This window comes from Aquitalea palustris, assembly GCF_003693445.1.
Taxonomy (GTDB): domain Bacteria; phylum Pseudomonadota; class Gammaproteobacteria; order Burkholderiales; family Chromobacteriaceae; genus Aquitalea; species Aquitalea palustris.
Map to the genome: position 1 here is coordinate 37,565 of NZ_RFAR01000074.1, position 22,027 is coordinate 59,591.

Genomic DNA, 22,027 nt, shown 5'->3' on the forward strand with positions numbered 1-22,027 from the left:
TGCATCAGGGCTCTGGCGGTGCACAATGAGCGGATGTCTGTTACCGGTGCATATGCCTTAGATCAAGAAAGCAGACTGGTGTCGGGGCTAGCATGAAGTTGTAGTCAGGTGGCATGAGTGCCACCCCACCCACCCATCAGGAGAAGCCGATGTTCCCAGAATTCCGTGATCTGATCAGTAAACTGAAAACCGAAGACGACCACTTCAGCCGCCTGTTCAACAAGCACAATGAGCTGGACCAGAAAATCAAGAATATCGAGGCTGCCATCGAAAAGGGCAGCCAGCAGGAGGTGGAAGTACTGAAAAAGGAAAAGCTCAAGCTCAAGGATGAGCTGTACGTGATCCTGAAAAAAGCCGAAGCCTGATTTCCAGGGCCGGCCATGAAAAAACCCGCCAGTTGGCGGGTTTTTGTTTGTGACAGGATGGTGGCATCAGGCCGGGTCCAGCTCTCCCGGACGGACCTCCTCGTCGACTTCCTCTCCCAGAAAACCGCCGCTCTGGTGTGCCCACAGCCGGGCATACAGGCCGCCCTTGGCCAGCAGGCTGGCATGGTCGCCTTCTTCCACCACCCGGCCCTTGTCCAGCACGATCAAGCGGTCCATGGCGGCAATGGTGGACAGGCGGTGGGCAATGGCCACCACGGTTTTGCCCTCCATCAGCCGGTACAGGCTGCTCTGGATGGCGGCTTCCACTTCCGAGTCCAGTGCGCTGGTGGCTTCGTCCAGCAACAGGATCGGCGCATCTTTCAGCATTACCCGGGCAATGGCCACGCGCTGACGCTGGCCACCGGACAGCTTGACGCCACGCTCGCCCACATGGGCATCGTAGCCACGGCGGCCCTTGGGGTCGGTCAGGGCCTGGATGAAATCATGCGCCTCGGCCTGCTTGGCGGCATGGATCATGGCTTCGTCGCCGGCATCCGGCCTGCCGTATAGCAGGTTGTCGCGTACCGAGCGGTGCAACAGCGAGGTATCCTGCGTCACCATGCCGATCTGCGCGCGCAGGCTATCCTGGGTCACCGTGGCAATATCCTGGCCGTCGATCAGGATGCGGCCCTGCTCGATGTCGTAAAAACGCAGCATCAGGTTGACGATGGTGGACTTGCCGGCACCGCTGCGGCCGACCAGGCCGATTTTCTCGCCGGGGCGGATGGTGAGGCTCAGCCCGTCGACAATGGTGCGTTCGCCACCATAGGAAAAGCAGACATTGTCGAAGCGTATCTCGCCACGCGCCACCTGCAGCGCTGGCGCATCCGGCTGGTCGACAATGGCGACCGGCCGCGACAGGGTGCTGATGCCGTCGTGCACGGTACCGATATTTTCGAACAGGCTGGACATCTCCCACATGATCCAGTGCGACACGCCATTGAGCCGCAAGGCCATGGCCGTGGCGGCGGCTACGGCACCAATGCCCACCTGGCCCTGGGTCCATAGCCACAGCGTGGCACCGGCGGTGCTGGCAATCAGCCCCATGCTGAGAATGTGGTTGGCGATTTCAAAGCCGCTGACCAGGCGCATCTGGCCATAGGCCGTCTGCATGAATTCCTGCATCGCACTTTTGGTGAAGGCGGCCTCGCGCTGCCCCTGGGCAAACAGCTTGACCGTGGCGATATTGGTATAGGCATCGGTCACGCGGCCGGTCATCAGCGAGCGGGCATCGGCCTGGCGGGCCGAGGCCTTGCCCAGCCGTGGCACGAAGAAGGCCAGGGTGGCGACGTACAGCAGCAGCCAGCCGATGAAGGGCAGCAGCAGGCTGCGATCAAAGCTGCCGACCACGGCCACCATGGTGATGAAGTAGATCACCACAAACACCAGGATGTCGGTGATGATCAGCACCGTGTCGCGCACCGCCAACGCGGTCTGCATCACCTTGGCGGCCACCCGGCCGGCAAATTCATCCTGATAAAAGCTCATGCTTTGCCCCAGCAGATGGCGGTGAAACTGCCAGCGCAGGCGCATGGGGAAATTGCCGAACAGACTCTGGTATTTGAACATGGCCTGCAGGGCGATCAGCAGCGGGCTGGCCAGCAGGATACCGCCCAGCAACAGCAGGTGATGACGCTCCTGGGTCCATAGCTGTGATGGCGCCACATGGCTGAGCCAGTCGACAATGGAGCCCAGCATGGAGAACAGCAGGGCCTCGAAGGCGCCGATGAGGGACGTCAGCAGGGTCATGCACAGGATATAAGGGCGCATGCCGCTGGTGGCGGACCAGACAAAGGCCAGAAAACCCTTGGGGGGCTGTACGGGGGGAGTATCCGGGTAGACGTCTACCCGTTTTTCAAACCAGGAAAACATAAAGATCGTCCTTGTCGGGACCGGCGGTCCGTTGAGGTTGTATGGGTGTATGACGATAGCTTGAAGTGAAGCGGTCAGCAATGCTTTTTTTGCATGGCTGGAGGCAGGTTCACCGTCGGCCTTGCCGCCATTTTAGTGGTGTTTTGTTGCCGGCAGTTCCGCGCGGCGTGGTGATGGCCTGTCCGGATGAAGGCGTGAACGGGCGCAAGCCAAAACAAAACTGCCCGGCCGAGCAGGTCGGTCGGGCAGTCTGGCGCTACGGCAATCAGACGTGCAGCAGCACGATCTTCAGCGGATGCTGACCATCGGCGCTGGGGAAATCCTGCTCCGGGGTAATCCATTCCACTTCGTGAATGGTGCGGCCGGCTTTTTCCGCGCTGCGCTTGAGCGATTCCAGCCAGGCATTGCCGTCAACCTGGGCCACATTATTGCAGCAGATCAGTATGCCGCCTTCGGCGGTGCACAGCAGGGCCGGCTTGAACAGCGCCTGGTAGTCGTTGATCAGGTCGACCACGCCGAAGGGGCTCTTGGCGTAACGCGGCGGGTCAAGGAAGACCAGATCAAACTGGCGGGTTTCCAGGGCCGGGAAGGGCGGCATTTTCTTGCCGCGCACCATCTTGGGCTGGCCGATGCCGGACAGCTGGCGCAGGGCGGCGAAGGCGTCGCTCTGCACGCAGCGCGGGCGGGTGGCCAGGCTGTTGAGCTTGGCATTGGCACGGCCGACAGCCAGGCTGGATTCGGCAAAATCCACGTTCAGCACAAACTGTGCACCACCCTTGGCGGCAGCCAGTCCGACACCGCAGGTGTAGGCAAACAGATTGAGTACGCTCTTGCCTTCGGCCAGCTGCATCACGCGGCGGCGGCCGGCGCGCAGGTCGAGAAACAGCCACGGGTCCTGGCCGCTGTGGCGACCACGGATGTGGTAGCGGATGCCCAGCTCATGGGCCACGCGGTTTTCCTCGGCCACCGCTTGTTCGGCCAGGCTCAGGGTGTTGTTGATGCGGGAATTCTTGCCGCTGCGGTCGTTGTAGACCAGCTGCAATTCCGGCAGCAGGCCGGCGTAGAAGCTGCGGATTTCGTCCAGCTCGGCATCTTCCAGGCTCTGGTGGAAGCTTTGCACCAGCAGCAGGTCGCCGTAGCGGTCTACCGTCAGGCCGGCCACGCCTTCCACGCTGCCATGGAACAGGCGGTAAGTGTTGGTATCTTCGGCGATCAGGCGGCTAACAAGATCACTGCGGCGGTCGGCTGCTGCTTGCAGCAGGGCGCTCAGGGAGTCGGACATGGAATGCTTTCTTTCTGGAATGGCTGCAATTGTAAGCCCTGTAGTGGAATGCCTCAAAAATTAGCGCTAAGTTGTAAGAATCCATTGGCATAGTCGACTCATGACAGGCAGCCAGATCTGGGCCAGCGCATGGCCACTTAGCGGAGCACAACATGCAGGCAGCACAAGAATTACTGAAAACCCTCTACACCATGGCGATGATGGTGGAGACCCGCGATGCCTATACCGGTGGCCATTTGTGGCGGGTATCGCGTTTTTCCGGCCTGCTGGCGCAGGAACTGGCGCTGCCACGCGGCGAGGTGCTACGCATCATGCTGGGTGGTTTTCTGCATGATCTGGGCAAGATCGGCGTGCCGGATGCCATTCTCAACAAGCGCGACCGCCTGACTGACGACGAGTACGCGGTCATCAAGACCCATCCGCAGCAGGGGGCGGATCTGCTGCGCGAACATCCGCTGGCGGCACTGGCGATGGACGCGGTGCTGATGCATCACGAAACGCCGGACGGGCGCGGTTATCCGGCCGGCCTCAAGGGCGAGGCCATTCCGCTGGTGGCGCGCATCGTCGGCATTGCCGATGCCTTTGATGCCATGACCAGCCACCGGCCCTACCGCGCCGGCATGCCGGTTTCCCGTGCACTGGAGATCATCCGCGACAACCTGGGCAGCCAGTTTGACCGTGCCTGCGGCGAGCGCTTTATCGCGCTGGGCGAGGCGGGCAAGCTGGAGCATATCGTCGGTCACAGCGAGACGGGCATTCCCATGCAAAGCTGCCAGGCTTGCGGCCCCATCATCGCCATTCCGCGCCGCATGCATGATGGTGCCACCGTGCATTGTCCCTCTTGCGGGGGCGAGTACCAGTTGAGCCGGCAGCGGCAGGCGCTGGCCCTGGCGCCCACCGGTCGCCGTGATCTGCTGCAGGCGCAGCGGCCAACGGTGGACCACGAGCTGGTGGCCGAACTGGTACAGGAGGCTTCTGCCTGCCTGCAGCCGGTACGACAGGCTGGCTGGCTGGCGCGGCTGTTTGCCTGAGCCCGGCCTGGGGCGCGGCGATTGTGTCAGCAACTGTTAAGCGCGGGATGTAAGGCTAGAGTTACAGTGCTTTAGCCGGTAGGCTTGAGTTCTTTGTCATGGCCTGTGCGGCCGTTTTTGTCACTGATGAACGACGCTTCTGCATCCCTGCGGCATTGCCGCCCGTTCTGGCAGTTCTGGTCGGCCCGCGTGCTGCTGACTGCCGGTTTTCAAATCCTTACCGTGGCCATTGGCTGGCAGGTGTATGCCCTGACTGGCAGCGCACTCGACCTGGGGCTGGTCGGGCTATTGCAATTTCTGCCGCGGGTGCTGCTGGTGCTGGTTACCGGGGCGGTGTCCGACCGTTTCGACCGGCGCCGGGTGGTGGCCATCAGCCTGTTTATCCAGTCGCTGGCTGCGCTGACTTTGCTGCTGGGTAATCTGGGCATGGGCTGGCAGGTCAGTCGTGAGCTGATCTTTGCCCTGTCGGTGGTGGTGGGCTGCTGCCGCGCCTTCGACATGCCTGCCATGCAGTCGCTGTTGCCCAATATCGTGCCCGCCAGCCTGCTGGGGCAGGCCATTGCCATGGCCGCCTCAGCCAACGAGGCCGCCACCATCATCGCGCCGGCGTTGGGCGGTTTCCTGTATGCCGTGGGGGCCGAACTGACCTATGGCCTGTCGGCCGCCTGTTTTCTGGCCTGCCTGGTGCTGGTCAGCCTGCTGCCCTCCAGCCGGGTGCTCCCCACCGGCCAGCGGGTGTCGCTGGATTCCTTGCTGATGGGCGTGCGCTTCATCCGCAGCCGGCCGGATATTCTGGGGGCGATCTCGCTGGACCTGTTTGCCGTACTGTTGGGTGGGGCGACCGCCTTGCTGCCGGTGTTTGCCCGCGACATCCTGCTGACCGGGCCCTGGGGTCTGGGCCTGCTGCGTTCGGCTCCGGCCGCCGGGGCGCTGCTGATGTCGGTGTGGCTGATGCGTCATCCGATACGTCGTCGCTCCGGCCATATCATGTTTGCTGCCGTCGCCGTGTTTGGCCTGGCGACCATCCTGTTCGGGCTGTCACGCTCCTTCCCGCTGTCCTTGCTGGCGCTGATGCTGCTGGGCTCGGCCGATGTCATCAGCGTGGTGATTCGTGGCACGCTGGTGCAGCTGGAAACACCGGATGACATGCGTGGCCGGGTGAATTCAGTGAACTCGCTGTTCATCGGCGCCTCCAACCAGCTTGGCGAGTTCGAATCCGGTGTCACGGCCGCCTGGCTGGGAACCGTGCCGGCCGTGGTGCTGGGCGGAGCGGGCACCTTGCTGGTGGTGCTGCTGTGGATGCGCTGGTTTCCGCAACTCGCCCGGCGTGACCAGCTGGTATCCAGTCCATGAAACCGTCTGAGCTGGCACATTTAATGACTTTGGTATATTAATGTGCGGCAAACGCTGAAGTTTGCCCAAGTCAGGAGAAGTGCCAATGCATGCAGTCAGCCCCAAGCTGACCGACTGGTTGTCCCAGCTCAACCAGCTCATCCGCCGCCTGCGCGACAGCGGCTACAAGCCCACCGCCATCGGTGCCCGCGAGGCACTGGCCAATGTCACCCGCAGCCTGGTCAGTGCCGGGCCGGACATTGCCTGGGTCAATGACGAAATCATCCACGGTCGCGATTACAGCGTGCCGGTACGTATCTACCATCCGGCACCGGGCGAGGCGCGGCCGGTGCTGCTGTTTCTGCATGGTGGCGGCCATACCGCCGGCAGTGTCAGCGTATACGACCCCATCAGCCGCCGGCTGGCGGCGGCCACCGGCCATATCGTGGTGGTGCCGGAATACCGGCTGGCGCCGGAAAACCCCTATCCGGCAGCGTTGCATGATGCTTATGCCGCCGCCCGTGGCGTGTTTGCCGCGCTGAGTGCACGCCAGCTGCCGTTTTTGCCCAGCCTGTCGCTGATTGGTGACTCTGCCGGTGCCGCGCTGGCGGCTACGGTGAGTGCGCGTTCGCAGCACGATACCGCCTTGCAGATTGCTGCCCAGGTGCTGATCTATCCCAGCCTGGACTACAGCATGAGCCTGCCGTCGATTAGCGAGAATGGCGAAGGCTATTTCCTCAACAGCGATCGCATTGCCTGGTATTTCGACAATTATTTCCAGCATGGTGAAGACCGGCTGGCGGCGTCGCCCTTGCACATGGCCATGACCGGGCGGCTACCGGCCACCCTGGTGGTCTCGGCGGGGTTTGATCCGCTGCGCGACGAGGCGCTGTGCTACCTGGACAAATTGCGTGCGGCTGGCGTGCCGCACCAGCATCTGCATTTTGATGACCTGGTGCATGCCTTCCTCAATATGGAAGAGCTGGTCGCTGCGGAGTGCGCCCAGACTTACCAGCAGATCGCCGCCTTCCTCGACCGCTACTAGCGCGGAGCCGGGCTGGCGGCTGGCTCCAGTTCGCGCAGGGTCAGCCACAGCCGGGTATCAAATTCCAGCTGGTGATAAGCCGGCTCCATATGGCAGCACAGCTGATAGAAGGCCTTGTCGTGGTTTTTCTCGCGCAGATGGGAAAGCTCGTGCACGACGATCATGCGCAGGAAGGGCTCGGGTGCGTCGCGGAACAGCGTGGCAATGCGGATTTCGTGCTTGGCCTTGAGCTTGCTGCCCTGCACCCGCGAGATCTGGGTATTGGTGCCCAGCGTCCCTTTTACCGGGTGCTGGCGATTGTCGTACAGCACCTTGGTGGGTGCCGGGGCATTTTTCAGATAGCGCTGTTTCAGCTCGCTGACATACTGGTACAGCGCGTTATCGCTCTGCACGGCGTGGCTGTCGGGATAGCGGCTGGCCAGCCAGTTGCCCAGGCTGCCGTCGTCCAGACGGGCCTGGACCTGGGCGAGCAGGCTGGGTGGGTAGTGCAGCAGGTATTTGAGGGCAGACATGGCGCCAGTTTAGCAAAGCCGGCGCGGCCCTGCCGCAAGAGGCCTGCTGTTTATGCCTGGACGGCGGCCAGTTGTGCCGGCTGCGCCCAGCGATAGCACAGGGCAATGGCCTTGCGTCCGTCCGGTGCCAGCACGTTCTCGCGGTCTACCATTTCCCCGCCCATACGACTGTAAAACCGCCGTGCCTCGCTATTGGCCTCGTATACCCACAGGTGCATGGGCCGGCCCGGCTGCAGGGTGTCGGCCTGCGCTGCGGCGGCCTGCAGCAGGCTGCGGCCAACGCCACGGCCTTGCTGACCGGGCAGTACGTGCAGATTATCCAGCAGCAGGCCACGCTCGGTTTCGCCATCCGGCAACAGGCAGACAAAGCCCACCGGCTCGCCTTCCCACAGGGCCAGCAGCACCCACAGATGATTGTCGTAATGGAAACGGCGGGTCCACATGGTGTGGCGCTCGGTCGGGGCGACGTGGTCGAGATAGTCGTCAGACAGAATGGTGCGGTAGCTGTGCTGCCAGCTTTCGGTATGCAGCCGGGCAATCAGTCCGGCATCGTCAAAGGTGGCAACACGCAGGGTCAGCGAGGTCATGAGGTTTGGCTAGGGGCTAGGGATACCGGCATTTTACGACAGCCAGATGACGTTAAGGTTCGCTTTGCATGGCAATTAACGCGGCGCGCGCAAGGGGCGCGTCGTAATCGGGGTGGACAGGATGATGGAGGTGCGGGTTTCGCCCAGATGATTCACCCGTGCCACCAGTGTTTCCAGATGGCCGACATCGCGTGCCAGCAGGCGGAACAGATAGGAATCGGCCCCGGTAACATGGTGGCACTCCAGCACTTCCGGCATGTCCTCCAGTAATTGCAGCAGTTTTTTCTTGTAGGGCTGCGCCACGGTAATGCCCACCATGGCCGACAAGGTGTAACCCGCTTTGGCAGGCGACAGCCGGGCGTGGTAGCCCTGGATCACCCCGGCTTCTTCCAGCCGCTTTACCCGTTCGGACACGGCGGGTACCGACATTTCCACCGCGCGGGCCAGCTCGGTCAGTGACAGCCGTGCGTCCTGCTGCAGGCATTCCAGAATCTTCCAAGCCTTGCTGTCGATTTCCATTAGCGCCCCTTTATGGTCGAAATGCATTCTGGCTTTAATTTATCAGTTATAGGCGCAGGTTTGCCTGAAAAACACCATGTAAGCCCGCCGGCTGGCCGGGCAGACTGGCTGTTCTTGTCAGGAGTCCTCTCATGCATTTGTTGATCTTGTTTGCCCAAGCCCTGTTGCTGGGGCTGGCCATTGCCGCCCCGGTTGGCCCCATCGGCCTGCTGTGTATCGACCGCAGCTTGCGTCAGGGACCGTGGGTGGGGCTGGCCACCGGGCTGGGCGCGGCGACGGCCGACGCACTGTATGCCACCTTGGGCGCGCTGGGCCTGAGTGCGCTGATTCAGCAGCTGACGGCGCTGGCTCTGCCGCTGGCGGTGGCCGGTAGCGTGCTGTTGTCATGGATGGGGCTGGGCATGTTGCGGCGGCATGCGGCAAGCGAGGCCGCCCGGGTGGCAAGTGCCCATGGCTTGTGCAGTGCCTGGGCATCGGCGCTGCTGCTGACCTTGAGCAATCCCATGACCATCTTGTCTTTTCTGGCCGTGCTCGCCAGCCTGTCCGGCCATGCCGCGCCGAGTAGGTCCGAAGCCCTGCTGATGGTTGCCGGTGTATTTGCTGGCTCGGCACTGTGGTGGTGTGTGCTGGCTTTCGGGGCTGGCCGCTTGCTGGGCCGACTGGGAGAGTCCGGGCGGCAGCGCATCGATATCGTCTGTGGCCTGTTGCTGCTGGGCATGGGCTTGCTGATGCTGTGGCGTGCTGTGAGCGGCTTGCCGGGATAGTGGTCCCTTGCCTGATGATAAAAGTGGACCTGTAACAGGGCCATTGGCGAGCCGATAATGCAGGCTTGCCTTCAGGAGAAACCGCCATGTCCAGCCTGCGTCAGCCTTATGTCGAATTGTCCGGTCCCGCCTTGCAGCATTTGCGGGCCATCAAGAAACTGCTGGAAGACAGCCCCTTGGGGCGTAATCTGGTGGAGCTGATGTATTTGCGCGTGTCGCAGCTGAATGGCTGCGCCTTTTGTCTGGACATGCATGCCCGGGCCTTACGCAGCGGCGGGGAAAGCCATGCCCGGCTGGATACGCTGGCCGGCTGGCGGCTGAGTCCGCATTTTTCGGCAGCAGAGCAAGCCGCGCTGGCCTGGGCCGAAGCGCTGACCGATATTGCCGCCAGCCAGGCCGCCGATGCGGTGTATCAGCCCTTGTTGCAACATTTTTCCGCACAGGAAATCTGCGACCTGACCATGGCCATTGCCAGCATGAATGCGCTGAACCGCCTGGCCATCGCCATGCGGCAATAAGGAGACACAAAATGTACGTGGTGATTTTCCGGGCAGTGGCCCGCCAGCTGGACGAGGAATACAGCCGCGTGGCAGCACAATTGCGCGAGCTGGCGTTAAGCCGCTTTGGCTGTATTGAGTTTGTCGCGCTGAATGAAGACGGGCAGGAGGTGGCGCTGTCTTACTGGCCGGATCTGGACAGTATCCGCGCCTGGAAAGCCAATGCGGATCATCTGCTGGCACAGCAACTGGGGCGTGAGCGCTGGTATGCCGGCTACCGGGTGCAGATTGCCGAGGTCGTGCGTGACTATGCTTTCCCGGCCAGCACGGGGGAACAGCCATGAGCCTGTACTGCCCTGCGGCGTTTGCTGCCGAAGCCGACTATGCCCGCCAGGTGATGGCCGATAATCCGCTGGCCACGTTGATTACCCAGGCCGCTGGCGAGCCCTGGCTCAGCCATGTGGTGCTGCTGCCTGATCCAACCGAAGCAGATTGCCTGCTCGGTCATCTGGCACGGGCCAACGGCCATGCCGGGGTGCTGTTCGAACAGGATAGTGTGGCGGTGTTTACCGGTGCCCATGGCTATGTTTCGCCGCGCTGGTATGAGTCGGACGGCATGGTGCCTACCTGGAATTACCGGGTGGCGCATGCCCATGGCCGGGCCGAAGCGGTGGAGGGGGAGGCGCTGGCGGCCTTGTTGCAGCAGCTGGCACTGCAGTTTGAAGGCGAGGCCGGCTGGAACAGCAGCGCACTGTCGGCGCAGGCCATGGCCGCCATGCAGCGCGGCATTGTCGGCTTCCGGTTGCGGGTGCAACGCTGGGATGTCAAGGCCAAGCTCAGCCAGAACCGCTTGCCGCAGGACCGGCAGGGCGTGATCGCCGCACTGGAGCAGGGCGACGAAGCCGCCCGCCAACTGGCGGCCAGCATGCCACGGCCCTAGTACGCCGGCTGCTGCTTAATGCGGCACTTTCAGCGGCTCTACCTCAACCAGCACGCTGCGGCTTTCGTCGGCCAGCCACAGTTGGCCGTCCTGCACGGTGGCGGTCAGCTGCATGCCGCGCTGGCACAGGCTGGCCAGTTCGGCCAGGGTGGCGGTGCTGATGCGGTAGACGCTGAGCTTGTCCAGCTTCACCAGCTTGTTTTCGATCTGCGGCCACCATACTTCGCTGGAGCGGCCGCCATGGCTGTACAGCACCACCTTGTCGGCACGGCTGCAGGCTTTTTTCAGGCGTTTTTCATCCGGTTCGCCCAGCTCGATCCACAGTTCGATTTCGTCACTGTAATTCTTCTGCCACAGCTCGGCTTCGTCGTCCGAGCTAAGGCCACGGGTGAAGCTCAGGGTTTCGCTGGCGTTCAGCACAAAGGCCACCAGGCGCACCATCAGGCGCTCCACGGTTTCCGACGGGTGCTGGGCCAGGGTCAGGTTGTGGCTGGCATAGTAGCCGCGGTCCATGTCGGAAATCGACAGGCCGGCTTTATAAATGGTGGCAGTAAGCGCCATGGTGATGTTTCCGCAATATTGGGTTGAAGGCCGCTGCACAGGCGGCGGCAGTAGACTGGAACAAACGGGCTGGGACGAGGCAGGCGCTATTGCTCTGGCTGGCTGATGCACAACAGGCTTTCGCCTTTCCAGTTGATGCTGGCTTCCTTGCCCCGGATGGTGAATTCGACATTCTGGCCGGCATAGCGGGCACCGCCGGTCACCAGCTCCTGCTGATGCAGGATGACCTGGCTTTTGCCGCGTACCAGCCGCGCGGTTGCCGGCTTGGTGCGGTAAAAGGTGGCCAGCACATCGTTATTGCCACCACCACCGCACAGATAGTGCAGCGGGGTCAGCGAGGGAGCCAGCCCCCAGCCGGCCTGCAGTTCGGTAATACGCAGAATATAGGTATCCCCCAGACACATATGGGGATTGTCGTTCTTCATGCATTCCTTGAGATTGTGCGCCCAGCGTCGTTGCTCCTGCTCCAGCTTGTTCTGGCTGGGTGCCCCGGCACTGTTTTGCCTGGCCTTGTCCATGGCCTGGGTGAAGACCTTGTCCAGGCGGTTGCCCAGCCGGATCAGCCCCTCATCCTGGCACAGCATGGTTTCCATGGCATTGGCCGGCTTGTTGCAGTCGAACTCGGTGGCCTGCATGGTCGGGGTGGGAGGCAAGGCCGGTACCACGGGCTGGCGCAGGAGGCCATGGCCGCCGTTCTTGTCCGGCCCGGTACCAAGCGAGTGCGATCCGTTCAGGGCATGAGCCTGGCCGGATACGAGCAGTAGCAAAAGGACTGCGAGTGGCACTGGGGGGATCTTGAGCATGCTTTATTGTGCCATGTGCAGCGATGTTACGCTGCACCAATACGCAGGATGATTTCCCTGCCCGGTCAATTGTCTGTAAACTCGCCGACTTCCGCGTCTTGCCAATCGGCGCGCAATGCAAGCCTCATCCCGAGGCCTTCCGCATTTATTTCAACCGTTTATCGTCAGCCTAGATTGGTGTCGCTTACTGCGATCAGGCAGTCGCAGGAGTGCAGTATGTCCGAAATTACCTTTGCTGACCTTGGTCTGGCGCAAGCTTTGTTGCGTGCCGTGGCCGATACCGGTTACACCATTCCCACGCCGATTCAGGCACAAGCCATTCCCCAGGTACTGCAAGGTGGCGATCTGCTGGCTGCCGCACAGACCGGTACCGGCAAGACCGCCGGCTTTACCCTGCCGCTGCTGCAGTTGCTGATGGACAAACCCTCGCGCCAGCCCGGCAAGCCGCGCGCCCTGGTGCTGACCCCCACCCGCGAACTGGCGGCCCAGGTGGAAGAATCGGTGCGCGAGTATGGCAAGCATCTGCCGCTCAAATCCATGGTGATGTTCGGCGGTGTTGGCATCAACCCGCAGATTTCCGCCCTGAAAAAGCCGGTAGACATCCTGGTGGCCACGCCTGGCCGCCTGCTCGACCATGTCAGCCAGCGCACGCTGGATCTGTCTGCCGTGGAAATCCTGGTGCTGGACGAAGCCGACCGCATGCTGGACATGGGTTTCATCCACGATATTCGCAAGGTACTGGCCCTGCTGCCGGCCAAGCGTCAGAACCTGCTGTTCTCGGCCACCTTCTCCGACGAAATCAAGACCCTGGCCGACAAGCTGCTCAACCAGCCCAAGCTGGTGGAAGTGGCGCGCCGCAATACCACCAACGAGCTGGTAGACCAGCGCGTGCACCTGGTGGACCGCGACAAGAAAACCGATCTGTTGATCAAGCTGATCCGCGACCACAACTGGTATCAGGTGCTGGTGTTTACCCGTACCAAGCATGGTGCCAACCGTCTGGCGGAAAAGCTGGACAAGATCGGCATCCCGTCGGCAGCCATTCATGGCAACAAGAGTCAGAATGCCCGTACCCGTGCCCTGGCCGATTTCAAGACGTCCAAGCTGCAGGTGCTGGTGGCTACCGATATCGCCGCCCGTGGCCTGGATATCGACCAACTGCCGCATGTGGTCAATTTCGAATTGCCGAATGTGCCGGAAGACTATGTACACCGTATCGGTCGTACCGGCCGCGCCGGCAGCCCGGGCGAAGCCGTTTCGCTGGTTTGTGTCGACGAGTTCAGCTTCCTGCGTGAAATCGAGAAGCTGACCAAGCAGTCCATCGCCCGCTTTACCATTCCGGGTTTCGAGGCTGATCTGAACGTGAAGCCGGAGCCGATTCCCATGGGTGGCAACAGCGCCGGCCGTGGTCGTGGCCAGGGTGGTGGTGGTCGTCAGGGGCAGGGCGCGCGCCAAGGCCAGGGTGCTGGCAAGTCGCGTCACGAACAGCAAAGCAAGCCGACCGGTCATGGCCATCGCCCGGCGGGTAGCGCGCCGCGAAGCAAGGCCGCCGAGCCGCGTAGCCAGGGCGGCCAGCCGCAGCCGGCCCGTCAGGCCGCCACGGCCAAGCCGGGCAATGCCCCGCAACAGCGTCGCAGCCAGCCGGCACGCCCGGTGTCGGCCTTGCTGTCGCCCAACAAGCGCTAAGCCGGCGGGTACGGTCGGCTCTTGCCTGGGGTCGATCGCCACGCTTGCTGTCGCTGCTGGCGGCCCGTATGCTGCAGTAAACCGAGTCACTGCCGCGATCGTCACTGCATGACGACACTGTCAGGCAGTGACCGTCGCGGGGAAGTCTGGCGTTACCACGCCAGTGGCTAACGATTCGAATTACGGAGCAGGTCATGAAGCAATGGCTTGCAGGTCATGCCGGTACCGTCCGGCATATTGCCCTGGGCATCATGTTGATGGGCTGGACGCTAGCTGCGCCAGCCGCCGCGCATGGCCAGTCGCCAGCAGGCGGCTGGCTGTCCATTGTGCTGGCGTCTGACGAGTGGCCTCCTTATCTTGGCAATCATCTTCCCGATAACGGCATTCTGTCGCGCGTGGTGACGGCGGCCTTTGCGCGCGCCAATGTCTCGGTGAGTTACCGTTTTCTGCCCAATAACCGCAGCCTGCAATCGGCACGCAATGGCACGGCGGACGGCAGCCTGGGCTGGGCTCCCAGTCCTGAGCGCTTGCAGGATTTGCTCTACAGCCAGCCGGTCATGTCGGCACGCATGGTGTTTTTCCAGCGCAAGTCCGACCAGCGGCGCTGGACGCAACTGGCCGATCTGGCCGGGCTGCGCATTGGCATCACCATCGGCAATTTCTATTCCGCAGAATTCGACCGCCTGGTGCAGCAGGGCGTGCTGCATACCGATGGCGTCGCCGACGATCTGAGCAATTTCCGCAAATTGCTGGCGCGACGCATCGATCTGTTTCCCATCGAAGAAGACGTTGGCCAGTTCCTGCTGGCGCGCAATTTTTCCGCGGCGCAGGCCAGCGAGCTATCCAGTGGACAGTCATTTTGGTCGGCCCCCCTGCATGTGGTGATCTGGCGGCGGCATCCGCAAGGTGCCGAGCTGATCACACGCTTCAATCGCGGCCTGCAGGCCTTGCAAAGCAGTGGCGAATTCGAACGCATGGTGCGGGAAACGCGACTGGCCTGCCAGCGCAGCCAGCCCTGACGCCAGCTTCAGCAGGCTGCTGCGGTCTGGCCGGCAAGCAGCGCGGCCGCGTCCTCTAGTAGTTGGGTGGACAGTGCCGGGTCGTTGACGGCACGCGATAACAGCAAGGCACCGACCATCAGGCTTAATTGCACCGTCGGCTTGAGCGGGCTGCCGCCGCTGGCGGCGTCCTGCTGTGCTGCCTCGGCCAGTGTGGTCAGCTGTTGCTCCAGCCCGCTGGTAAACGCCTGACGCGCCTGGCTGCCACGCCGGCTCAGTTCGCCGGCCAGTGCGACCGCCACGCAGCCGGTATCCGGAAAATCGCGATGCTGAATGCTCAGATAGTGTTGCGCTACCGCCGGGCATTGCTGGCCTGGCTCTGCCTGCTGGCGCTGTTGCTGCCACTGCTGTGCCATCTGCTGCATGGCCTGTTGGCAAACCTGGGCGACCAGATCTTCCTTGTCCTTGAAATGCCAGTAAAAGCCGCCGTGGGTCAGCCCGAGGTCGGCCATCAGATTGGCAATACCCACTGCCGCAATGCCTTCCGAGCGAAAGCGCAGGCTGGCCATGTCCAGAATGCGCTGGCGGATGGCGGTTTTATGTTGTTTGTCATAACGCATGCGTGCTCCCGCTGCTGACTGGCTGTTTTTTTATGATGTATATCATATAAACAATAGCCAACTTAATCAGCAAGATAGCGTTAATTGATTTTGGTGGTGACGGTCGGCGTTTTTACGGTGTGTTGAGGACAAGACTTGCCGGCCACACGGTTTCGCGCTGCAATGCAGGCATGTCTTCATCATCTGCATTGGCCGGTACGCTGGCCACTTACCATTCGCGCCGGCAGCAAAGAATCGCCCGCGTACCAATCTGGCAGTCGCAGCTGATTGCCGTGCTGGAAGGCTGCAAGATCATCCACACGCACAGCGGCGAGCTGATCTGCCGCGCCGGGGACTGGCTGCTGCTGCCTGCCGGCCAGGAGCTGGAACTGGTCAACCAGCCGGATGCCGACAGCGGTCACTACCTGGCCCTGGCGCTGACCCAGGACCGGCAATGGCTGCAGCGCTTTCATGCCCTGCATGGCCACTTGCTGCTGCAGGCAGCGCCGGGTAGCCCGGTATTCACCCCCAGTGCCAACAGCCGCCAGGCTTTGCAGCAGCTGGTGAGTACGCTGGAAAACGCGGATGACCCCATGGCGCAGGCCCTGGCCGAGCATGGCTGGCAGGGCCTGATGCTGGCCTTGTTGCAGCAAGGCCAGGGCCGCAGCCTGTTGCTGCTGCCGACCGAGGATGCCCGCCAGCAATTGCAGGCCTTGTTTGCTTTCGATCCGGCGCATGACTGGACGCCGGCCGTGGTGGCGCAGCAGCTGGCCATGAGCGAGGCCACGCTGCGGCGGCGGCTGGCTGCTGCATCCACTACCTTTTCTGCCCTGCTGACCGAGGCAAGGCTGGCGCATGGGCTGCAGCTGGTGATGACCGGGCGGCAGTCATTGCTGGACGTGGCGCTGGCCAGCGGTTACCAGTCGCCATCGCGCTTTGCCGCGGCTTTCCGGCGCCGTTTTGGCCTGACACCCAGTGCCCTGCGTGCCACGCGCGAGCTCGCGGAAGGCTGAGCTGTGTGAGCGGCAAAGGCGATGCACTGAGCGGCTGCGGCGCGCTTCTGCTGGCCGGCCTGCCTAGAATGATGCTGGCAATGCGGCCATTCCTGCTGCTGAGCATCCCTCATTCTTCGTGGAGTAACACCATGCGTCATTTGTTGCCGACTCTTGTTTTCGGTCTGCTGTGCAGCACGGCACATGCCTTTCAACTGAGCAGTAGCGAGGTAAAAGCCGGCGGCACGCTGTCGCGGGCACAGGAATTCAACAGCTTTGGTTGCAGCGGTGGCAATACCTCGCCTGCGCTCAACTGGAGCGATGTGCCGGCCGGTACCCGCAGCTTTGCGCTGACCGTCTATGACCCGGATGCCCCAAGCGGCAGCGGCTGGTGGCACTGGCTGGTATTCAATCTGCCAGCGGCGACCCGCTCGTTGCCAACGGGTGCCGGCAGTGCCGATGGCCAGCATTTGCCGGCCGGCAGCGTGCAGAGCAAGACCGATTATGGCCAGCCCGGCTTTGGCGGTGCTTGCCCGCCGCTGGGCGACAAGCCTCACCGTTACATCTTTACCGTACATGCTTTGAAGGTAGATAAGCTGGATCTGCCGGCTGATGCCATGCCGGCGCTGGTGGGCTATATGCTTAATGCCAACAGCCTGGGCAAGGCCAGTTTTACTGCCTTTTACGGCCGTCATTGAGGGCAGCAGACCGACGTGACTATGGCATCGTCATCTTGACGTGGGCGGGCTTACACGTTAAACAAGGTTTTATTTCTGTTGTGAGCCATTGTCATGTCGCGCCTGCATACCTTTGTCACCCCCCGGCCCGATGCCGCATTGATGCAGTTTCTGGTGCCGGTCAACCGCTGGCTCAATCTGCATGGCGTACCGCTGCTGCGCGACCTGCCTGTGCTGGGGCGGCTGCCCGGGTTTTCCGGCGTGGCCGATATCCGCGAATGGCATCTGCCACCCGAGCACGAGGCGCGCTTGCAGCAGGCACTCAGCCCGCGCAATGTCAGCTTTATTGGGCCCAATCATCCCGAATTCTTTACCGACTGGATGATAGACAAAGAGTTGTCCGCCCGTTATGCCCCGCAACTGGCCAGCTGGGCCACGCATACCGTGGTGAATGGCATGGGGGCAGCCATGCAGCGTTTCTGGCTGCGCAACAACCTGATTGCCCAGATTCCCGGTGCGGCCAGCCAGGCCGCGAAGCAGCATTCGGTGGATTGGGCCCTGCAGGGTCATGGCGTGCTGCTGCATCCGGAAGGTGCAGTCGGCTGGCATGGCGACTGGCTGGCCCCATTGTTTCCGGGGATTGCCGAGCTGGCACTCAGTGCCCATGCCCGTTTGCAGGCCATGGGGCTGGAGCGCCTGCCGCCGGTGCATATCGTGCCGGTGGTGTGGAAGCTACGTTTTTTGCATGATGAAACGCGGGCCATCCGCCACGAACTGTTGTGGACAGCCGCCCGGCTGCGGCTGGATGTCAGTCCGGATGCCGACTTGCCGCAACAGCTGTTCCAGCTGCTGAGCGGCGTACTGGAGCGTGAAGCCGTCCAGTGTGATATCAGCCTGCCCCAGCGTCATGAGCAGGCCTATTTCGAACGTCAGCAGCGCCTGCAGCAGCAACTGGCCGCGCGGCTCGATCTGCTGGCCGGTTCCGCGCATGCCGGCCTGAACGCGGGGCGCCGCTGGAGCCGGGTGCTGCGTGAAAGCCAGGACGAGCGCCAGCGCCAGAGCATGAAGCCACTGCTGGCGGCCTGGGAGCGTTTGCAGCGGCTGGCGCCTGCCGCCTACAGCCAGCCCTTGCTGGCGCAAGAACACGTGGCCGAATGCATCAAGCGGGTGCGTAACGATTATTGCAAGGGGCGTCTGCGCGATACCCTGAACGCCTTCTTCCCACGGCCGGCCGGACCGCGTGCCTTGTACATGCGGGTGGTGGAACCCATCGACATCGGTCGTTGGCTACGTGAACAATCCGACAGCAGCGCTACCGCCCTGGTGGCGCAGATGCGCAGCAGCATGCAACAAGAGCTGGATAGCTTGCTGGAAGGACTGCATCAGCGTGAGCCTTACTGGACCCTGCCCAATCCCTTGATCAGCCGCGCCTGAACACCGTAGATGGTCGGCAGTGGTCGGCGGCCGGTCCTGTTTGTTCGATCAGTACCACAGGCAGGCAGCGTAAATGGATGAATCCGTGGATTTATCCCAAATGCTTAGCTATTCTTGCTGCCCATGTCGCGACACAAATGACGAATCCTGTTTTGTCTGGTCACGGCGCTATGGGGAGTCGCGGTGAGCACATCAGGCAAAACAGTGAAGCCATGGCTGGCCAGCGCCAGCGGGACCTTGATCAGCGCGGCTGCGTTGTGCTTGGCTGCCTTGCTGTCCATGCAGCTGCCGCGCTCGGTGGATTTCGGTGCACTGGCCTTGCCGCTGTGGCTGCCAGCCGGTCTGGCGCTGGCCATTGCCATGCGCTGGGGCTGGCGTAGCGCTGGCGGCCTGTGGCTGGGCATGGCGGTCAGCAATGCGCTGGTATTGCACTATGCCTGGCCTGCGGCCCTGCTCATTGCGCTGGGGCAGAGCGGCGCCCCCTTACTGGCCGCCTCGATGTTGCGCCGGCAACAGGCTTTGCCATTCTATCGGCTGTCCCGTGTGTTGATGTTTCTGTGGTGCGGGGTGCTGGGCAGCGCCTTGCTCTCTGTTGTGTGGAGCGGTTTTTTCCTGGATGCCGGCATCCTGCCGGCTGGCGTTGAGCGCTGGCAATGTCTGCTGGCCCGTGGACTGGGTGAGCTGAGTGGCATGCTGGCGCTCACGCCCTCTGCGCTGTTCCTGCTGCAGGCCGAGCCGACCCGCTATAGCCGCAATCCGGCCAGCTGGCTGGAAAGCATGCTGTTGCTGTGGGCCAGCCTGCTGCTGGCAGTGGTGGAATTCATCGTGGCCGATTACCGCCATGGCGTGGCGGCCAGCCTGTGGCCGCTGTTCTTCATCGCACTGATGTGGGTGGCCTTCCGCTGCCGGCTGGCACTGGCTTACTGGCTGCATAGCGGCATCGTGTTGCTGGCATTTGGTGGCGTGCTGTTGCATAACGGTGCGGCCTATCAGGACCCCGGCCTCAGTGGCATGGCTGCGGCCGGCATGCTGTTGCTGGTGCAGTCACTGGCCTTGCTGGTGTTTGGGGCGCTGGTGGCCGAGCGGCGCTTTACCGAAGACTGGTTGCGTCGTGCCAACCAGACCCTGGAAGGCAAGGTGGTGGAGCGTACCCGCCAGCTGGCCGAAAGCGAGGCCCGTCTCAAGCTGATGGCCGATGCCTCACCCTTTCCGCTGGCCATGAACAATCTGAACGGCGGTGGCCTGATCTACGCCAATGCCCAGGCGGAAAGCCTGTTCAAGTGCCGGCTGGATGCACAGCAGCGCCGGGTACAGGATTTCTATGTTGACCCGGCCGAGCGCGAGGGCATCTCCGCCCTGCTGCGCAGCCAGGGGGCGGTGCGGGATCATGAAGTCCAGCTACACGATGCCGAAGGGCGGCAGTTCTGGGCGCTGGTGTCCTGTGCGGTGGTGCATAGCGATCAGGAGCTATATGTCATCAGTGGCATCAATGACATCAGCGAACGTAAACGGCTGGAACGCAGCCTGCACGCTGCCAACGATGCCTTGCGCCAGCATGTGGCAGAGATCGAGTCATTGCAGGTTGGCCTGCGCGAACAAGTCCGGCGCGACCCGCTGACCGGCCTGTTCAATCGCCGCTATCTGGATGAAATCCTGCCGCGCCTGCTGGCGCACATGCTGGCTCTGGATGGTACGGTGGCCGTGATGATGGTGGACGCGGACCACTTCAAGCGCATCAATGACAACTATGGCCACCAGTGTGGTGATGCCGTGCTGGCCACGCTGGGGGCCTTTCTGCGTGACCGTTTCCGTAGTGGCGACATCGTCTGCCGCTACGGCGGCGAGGAGTTCTGCATCCTGATGCCGGGCATTGCGCTGGATGCCGCCAGCCACAAGGCGGAACAGCTGTGCGCGGCAGTCAGGCAGCTGCCCATCCAGGCGCTGGAACACCGGCTGCACATTACCCTGTCCATCGGCCTGTCGGTGTGCCCGCTGCATGGCGAAGACCCGGAAAGCCTGATCCATGCCGCCGATGCCGCGCTCTACCAGGCCAAGGCGCTGGGGCGCGATCAGGTGCGGCTGGCCAGCAATGTCCAGAGCGTGCTGTCCTGAGCCTGCCGGGTCGTCGCAGCAAGACCCGGGTGAGGGCTGGCCACGGTGCCGCCCTCCGGGTGGCGTGCTAACATTCCGCCCATGGAACTCTACAGACTCTTGCAACAACAAGGCTTTGGCAGCCGCAAGGAATGCCGCAAGCTGGTGGAATACGGCCTGGTGGAAATCAATGGCGAAGTGGCCGAGGATTACCGGCAGGTGTGCAGCCTGGATGATATCGACGAGCTGGTGGTGGATGGCGAGCCATGGCAGCTGCAATCCGGCCCCATCTACGTGATGCTGCACAAGCCGGACGGCTATGAAACCTCGCACAAGCCCATGCACCATCCCAGTGTGTATACCCTGCTGCCGTGGCAATTCGGCAATCTGGACATTTCGGCGGTAGGCCGGCTGGATGTCGATACCACCGGCTTGCTGCTGCTGACCAATGACGGCCAGTTTGTGCATGCGCTCAGTTCACCCAAGCGCCACGTGCCCAAATGCTATGAGGTCACCCTGAAGCACCCGGTGCAGCCCGAGCTGGTGAAGCACTTGCTGGCAGGGGTTTTCCTCAAGGATGACAACGAGAAAATCGCCGCTGACCAGGTGGAGGTGGCGGATGAGATCACCATCCGCATGACCATTACCCAGGGTAAATATCATCAGGTGAAGCGCATGGTGGCCGCTGCCGGCAACCGGGTGATGGATCTGCACCGGCTGACGGTTGGCGAGCTCAGTCTGGGAGAGCTGGACGAGGGGCAGTGGCGCTATCTGAGCGCCGAGGAACTGGCCAGTTTCGGCTTTGCACCGAAGGGCTGAGTACGCTGTAGTGGCGGTTTACAGCAGCTGATGCAACTTTTGCATGGCTTCGCGCATGCCGCCGATGCTTTCGATATGGGTGTAACCCAGGCTGCGCAGGCGGGCTGCGGCCAGTCTGGCCCGCTCACCGGTGCGGCAGTAAAGCGCCAGCGGCGTGGCGGGATCGGGAATGGTGCTGCTGGCCTGTTGTTCCAGTTGTTCCAGCGGCAAAGAGCGCGCGCCGGGGATATGCTCGGCGCTGAATTCTTCGCTGGAGCTGACATCGATCACCAGCCGGCTCGAGCCGCTTAGTAGTCGCTGTGCAAAGGCGGCTGCGGTAACGCCGCCCAGTAGTGCACCAAAAAGATGTTTCATCGCCGTGTTGCCCTGTCATCAAGTGGGTGGGCCTGCGGGGCAGGCTCTACTCGCATTTAGCAGTCTTGCATGCATTTGCCATGGCGGGCATTGTGGCAATTACCTAGCGTAATGAAAGATTGTGTAAATTGTTTGTTTAACTTCAGCCCGCCCTCGCTGGGCTAAGCATGCTGCCAGCCCAGCCCAGCCCAGCCCAGCCCAGCCCAG

General features: G+C 62.4%; 24 protein-coding genes. 15 read left to right on the forward strand and 9 right to left on the reverse strand.

Annotated features, from left to right (window positions below; genetic code table 11):
- Positions 1 to 149 precede the first annotated feature (149 nt).
- Positions 150 to 365, forward strand: a complete 216-nt coding sequence (locus EAY64_RS16600) for an HP1242/YdcH family protein (protein ID WP_103525850.1) — start codon at positions 150 to 152, stop codon at positions 363 to 365.
- 66 nt (positions 366 to 431) lie between these two features.
- Here EAY64_RS16600 and EAY64_RS16605 read toward each other — a convergent pair whose 3' ends face one another.
- Entirely contained in the window at positions 432 to 2,297 is a 1,866-nt protein-coding gene (locus tag EAY64_RS16605; RefSeq protein ID WP_103525851.1) for an ABC transporter ATP-binding protein, read from the reverse strand.
- A 265-nt stretch (positions 2,298 to 2,562) separates the two neighbouring features.
- Entirely contained in the window at positions 2,563 to 3,579 is a 1,017-nt protein-coding gene (locus tag EAY64_RS16610) for a class I SAM-dependent rRNA methyltransferase (RefSeq protein ID WP_103525852.1), read from the reverse strand.
- A 152-nt stretch (positions 3,580 to 3,731) separates the two neighbouring features.
- Between EAY64_RS16610 and EAY64_RS16615 the strand changes: the two genes are divergently transcribed.
- From EAY64_RS16615 to EAY64_RS16625, 3 genes are all read left to right on the forward strand, one after another.
- Positions 3,732 to 4,610 carry an HD domain-containing phosphohydrolase gene (locus EAY64_RS16615; RefSeq protein ID WP_103525853.1) on the forward strand — a complete coding sequence of 293 codons (879 nt, stop codon included), beginning with the start codon at positions 3,732 to 3,734 and terminating at the stop codon, positions 4,608 to 4,610.
- A gap of 126 nt (positions 4,611 to 4,736) precedes the next feature.
- Positions 4,737 to 5,963: an MFS transporter gene (locus EAY64_RS16620; protein WP_103525854.1), complete on the forward strand. Its 1,227-nt coding sequence runs from the start codon at positions 4,737 to 4,739 to the stop codon at positions 5,961 to 5,963.
- A gap of 85 nt (positions 5,964 to 6,048) precedes the next feature.
- Positions 6,049 to 6,987, forward strand: a complete 939-nt coding sequence (locus EAY64_RS16625; RefSeq protein ID WP_103525855.1) for an alpha/beta hydrolase — start codon at positions 6,049 to 6,051, stop codon at positions 6,985 to 6,987.
- Here the strand turns inward: EAY64_RS16625 and EAY64_RS16630 are convergent.
- The 3 genes from EAY64_RS16630 to EAY64_RS16640 all read right to left on the reverse strand — a co-directional run bounded on the left by EAY64_RS16630 (position 6,984) and on the right by EAY64_RS16640 (position 8,605).
- On the reverse strand, positions 6,984 to 7,499 hold the full coding sequence (locus EAY64_RS16630; protein ID WP_103525856.1) for a M48 family metallopeptidase: 516 nt from the start codon (positions 7,497 to 7,499) through the stop codon (positions 6,984 to 6,986). The genes EAY64_RS16625 and EAY64_RS16630 overlap by 4 nt on opposite strands.
- A 50-nt stretch (positions 7,500 to 7,549) precedes the next feature.
- Positions 7,550 to 8,086 (reverse strand): GNAT family N-acetyltransferase, encoded by a 537-nt coding sequence (locus EAY64_RS16635; protein WP_103525857.1) that lies wholly within the window; start codon positions 8,084 to 8,086, stop codon positions 7,550 to 7,552.
- 75 nt (positions 8,087 to 8,161) lie between these two features.
- Positions 8,162 to 8,605: an Lrp/AsnC family transcriptional regulator gene (locus EAY64_RS16640; RefSeq protein WP_103525858.1), complete on the reverse strand. Its 444-nt coding sequence runs from the start codon at positions 8,603 to 8,605 to the stop codon at positions 8,162 to 8,164.
- 131 nt (positions 8,606 to 8,736) lie between these two features.
- Here EAY64_RS16640 and EAY64_RS16645 point away from each other — a divergent pair, with 131 nt between their 5' ends.
- The 4 genes from EAY64_RS16645 to EAY64_RS16660 all read left to right on the forward strand — a co-directional run bounded on the left by EAY64_RS16645 (position 8,737) and on the right by EAY64_RS16660 (position 10,806).
- The gene (locus EAY64_RS16645) at positions 8,737 to 9,369 is read left to right on the forward strand and encodes a LysE family translocator (RefSeq protein WP_226034307.1); all 633 of its coding nucleotides are present in this window, start codon (positions 8,737 to 8,739) and stop codon (positions 9,367 to 9,369) included.
- 86 nt (positions 9,370 to 9,455) lie between these two features.
- Entirely contained in the window at positions 9,456 to 9,887 is a 432-nt protein-coding gene (locus tag EAY64_RS16650) for a carboxymuconolactone decarboxylase family protein (protein WP_103525859.1), read from the forward strand.
- A gap of 11 nt (positions 9,888 to 9,898) precedes the next feature.
- Complete coding sequence (locus tag EAY64_RS16655) at positions 9,899 to 10,210, forward strand: antibiotic biosynthesis monooxygenase family protein (RefSeq protein WP_103525860.1); 312 nt, start codon at positions 9,899 to 9,901, stop codon at positions 10,208 to 10,210.
- Entirely contained in the window at positions 10,207 to 10,806 is a 600-nt protein-coding gene (locus EAY64_RS16660; RefSeq protein WP_103525861.1) for an FMN-binding negative transcriptional regulator, read from the forward strand. Before EAY64_RS16655 ends, EAY64_RS16660 begins: the two co-directional genes overlap by 4 nt.
- Positions 10,807 to 10,821: 15 nt before the next feature.
- Here EAY64_RS16660 and EAY64_RS16665 read toward each other — a convergent pair whose 3' ends face one another.
- Entirely contained in the window at positions 10,822 to 11,367 is a 546-nt protein-coding gene (locus EAY64_RS16665; RefSeq protein ID WP_103525862.1) for a YaeQ family protein, read from the reverse strand.
- A gap of 86 nt (positions 11,368 to 11,453) precedes the next feature.
- Entirely contained in the window at positions 11,454 to 12,134 is a 681-nt protein-coding gene (locus tag EAY64_RS16670) for an MliC family protein (protein ID WP_103525863.1), read from the reverse strand.
- A 252-nt stretch (positions 12,135 to 12,386) separates the two neighbouring features.
- On the opposite strand from EAY64_RS16670, the gene EAY64_RS16675 reads away from it, so the two are divergent.
- Both EAY64_RS16675 and EAY64_RS16680 read left to right on the forward strand, forming a co-directional pair.
- A complete protein-coding gene (locus tag EAY64_RS16675) occupies positions 12,387 to 13,856 on the forward strand; it encodes a DEAD/DEAH box helicase (RefSeq protein ID WP_103525864.1) in 1,470 nt (489 codons plus the stop codon).
- A 194-nt stretch (positions 13,857 to 14,050) separates the two neighbouring features.
- Complete coding sequence (locus EAY64_RS16680; protein WP_199734473.1) at positions 14,051 to 14,875, forward strand: substrate-binding periplasmic protein; 825 nt, start codon at positions 14,051 to 14,053, stop codon at positions 14,873 to 14,875.
- A gap of 8 nt (positions 14,876 to 14,883) precedes the next feature.
- On the opposite strand, the gene EAY64_RS16685 is transcribed toward EAY64_RS16680, so the two are convergent.
- Entirely contained in the window at positions 14,884 to 15,474 is a 591-nt protein-coding gene (locus EAY64_RS16685) for a TetR/AcrR family transcriptional regulator (RefSeq protein WP_103525865.1), read from the reverse strand.
- A gap of 170 nt (positions 15,475 to 15,644) precedes the next feature.
- Between EAY64_RS16685 and EAY64_RS16690 the strand changes: the two genes are divergently transcribed.
- The 5 genes from EAY64_RS16690 to EAY64_RS16710 all read left to right on the forward strand — a co-directional run bounded on the left by EAY64_RS16690 (position 15,645) and on the right by EAY64_RS16710 (position 21,466).
- Complete coding sequence (locus EAY64_RS16690; RefSeq protein ID WP_103525866.1) at positions 15,645 to 16,466, forward strand: helix-turn-helix domain-containing protein; 822 nt, start codon at positions 15,645 to 15,647, stop codon at positions 16,464 to 16,466.
- A gap of 131 nt (positions 16,467 to 16,597) precedes the next feature.
- Complete coding sequence (locus EAY64_RS16695; RefSeq protein ID WP_103525878.1) at positions 16,598 to 17,143, forward strand: YbhB/YbcL family Raf kinase inhibitor-like protein; 546 nt, start codon at positions 16,598 to 16,600, stop codon at positions 17,141 to 17,143.
- A 93-nt stretch (positions 17,144 to 17,236) separates the two neighbouring features.
- Positions 17,237 to 18,556, forward strand: coding sequence for a hypothetical protein (locus EAY64_RS16700; protein ID WP_103525867.1), 1,320 nt, complete (start codon positions 17,237 to 17,239; stop codon positions 18,554 to 18,556).
- Positions 18,557 to 18,760: 204 nt separating this feature from the next.
- Entirely contained in the window at positions 18,761 to 20,668 is a 1,908-nt protein-coding gene (locus tag EAY64_RS16705; protein ID WP_103525868.1) for a sensor domain-containing diguanylate cyclase, read from the forward strand.
- Between the two features lie 81 nt (positions 20,669 to 20,749).
- Positions 20,750 to 21,466: a pseudouridine synthase gene (locus tag EAY64_RS16710; protein ID WP_103525869.1), complete on the forward strand. Its 717-nt coding sequence runs from the start codon at positions 20,750 to 20,752 to the stop codon at positions 21,464 to 21,466.
- Positions 21,467 to 21,484: 18 nt separating this feature from the next.
- Here EAY64_RS16710 and EAY64_RS16715 read toward each other — a convergent pair whose 3' ends face one another.
- A complete protein-coding gene (locus tag EAY64_RS16715; RefSeq protein WP_103525870.1) occupies positions 21,485 to 21,820 on the reverse strand; it encodes a rhodanese-like domain-containing protein in 336 nt (111 codons plus the stop codon).
- Between the last annotated feature and the right edge of the window lie 207 nt (positions 21,821 to 22,027).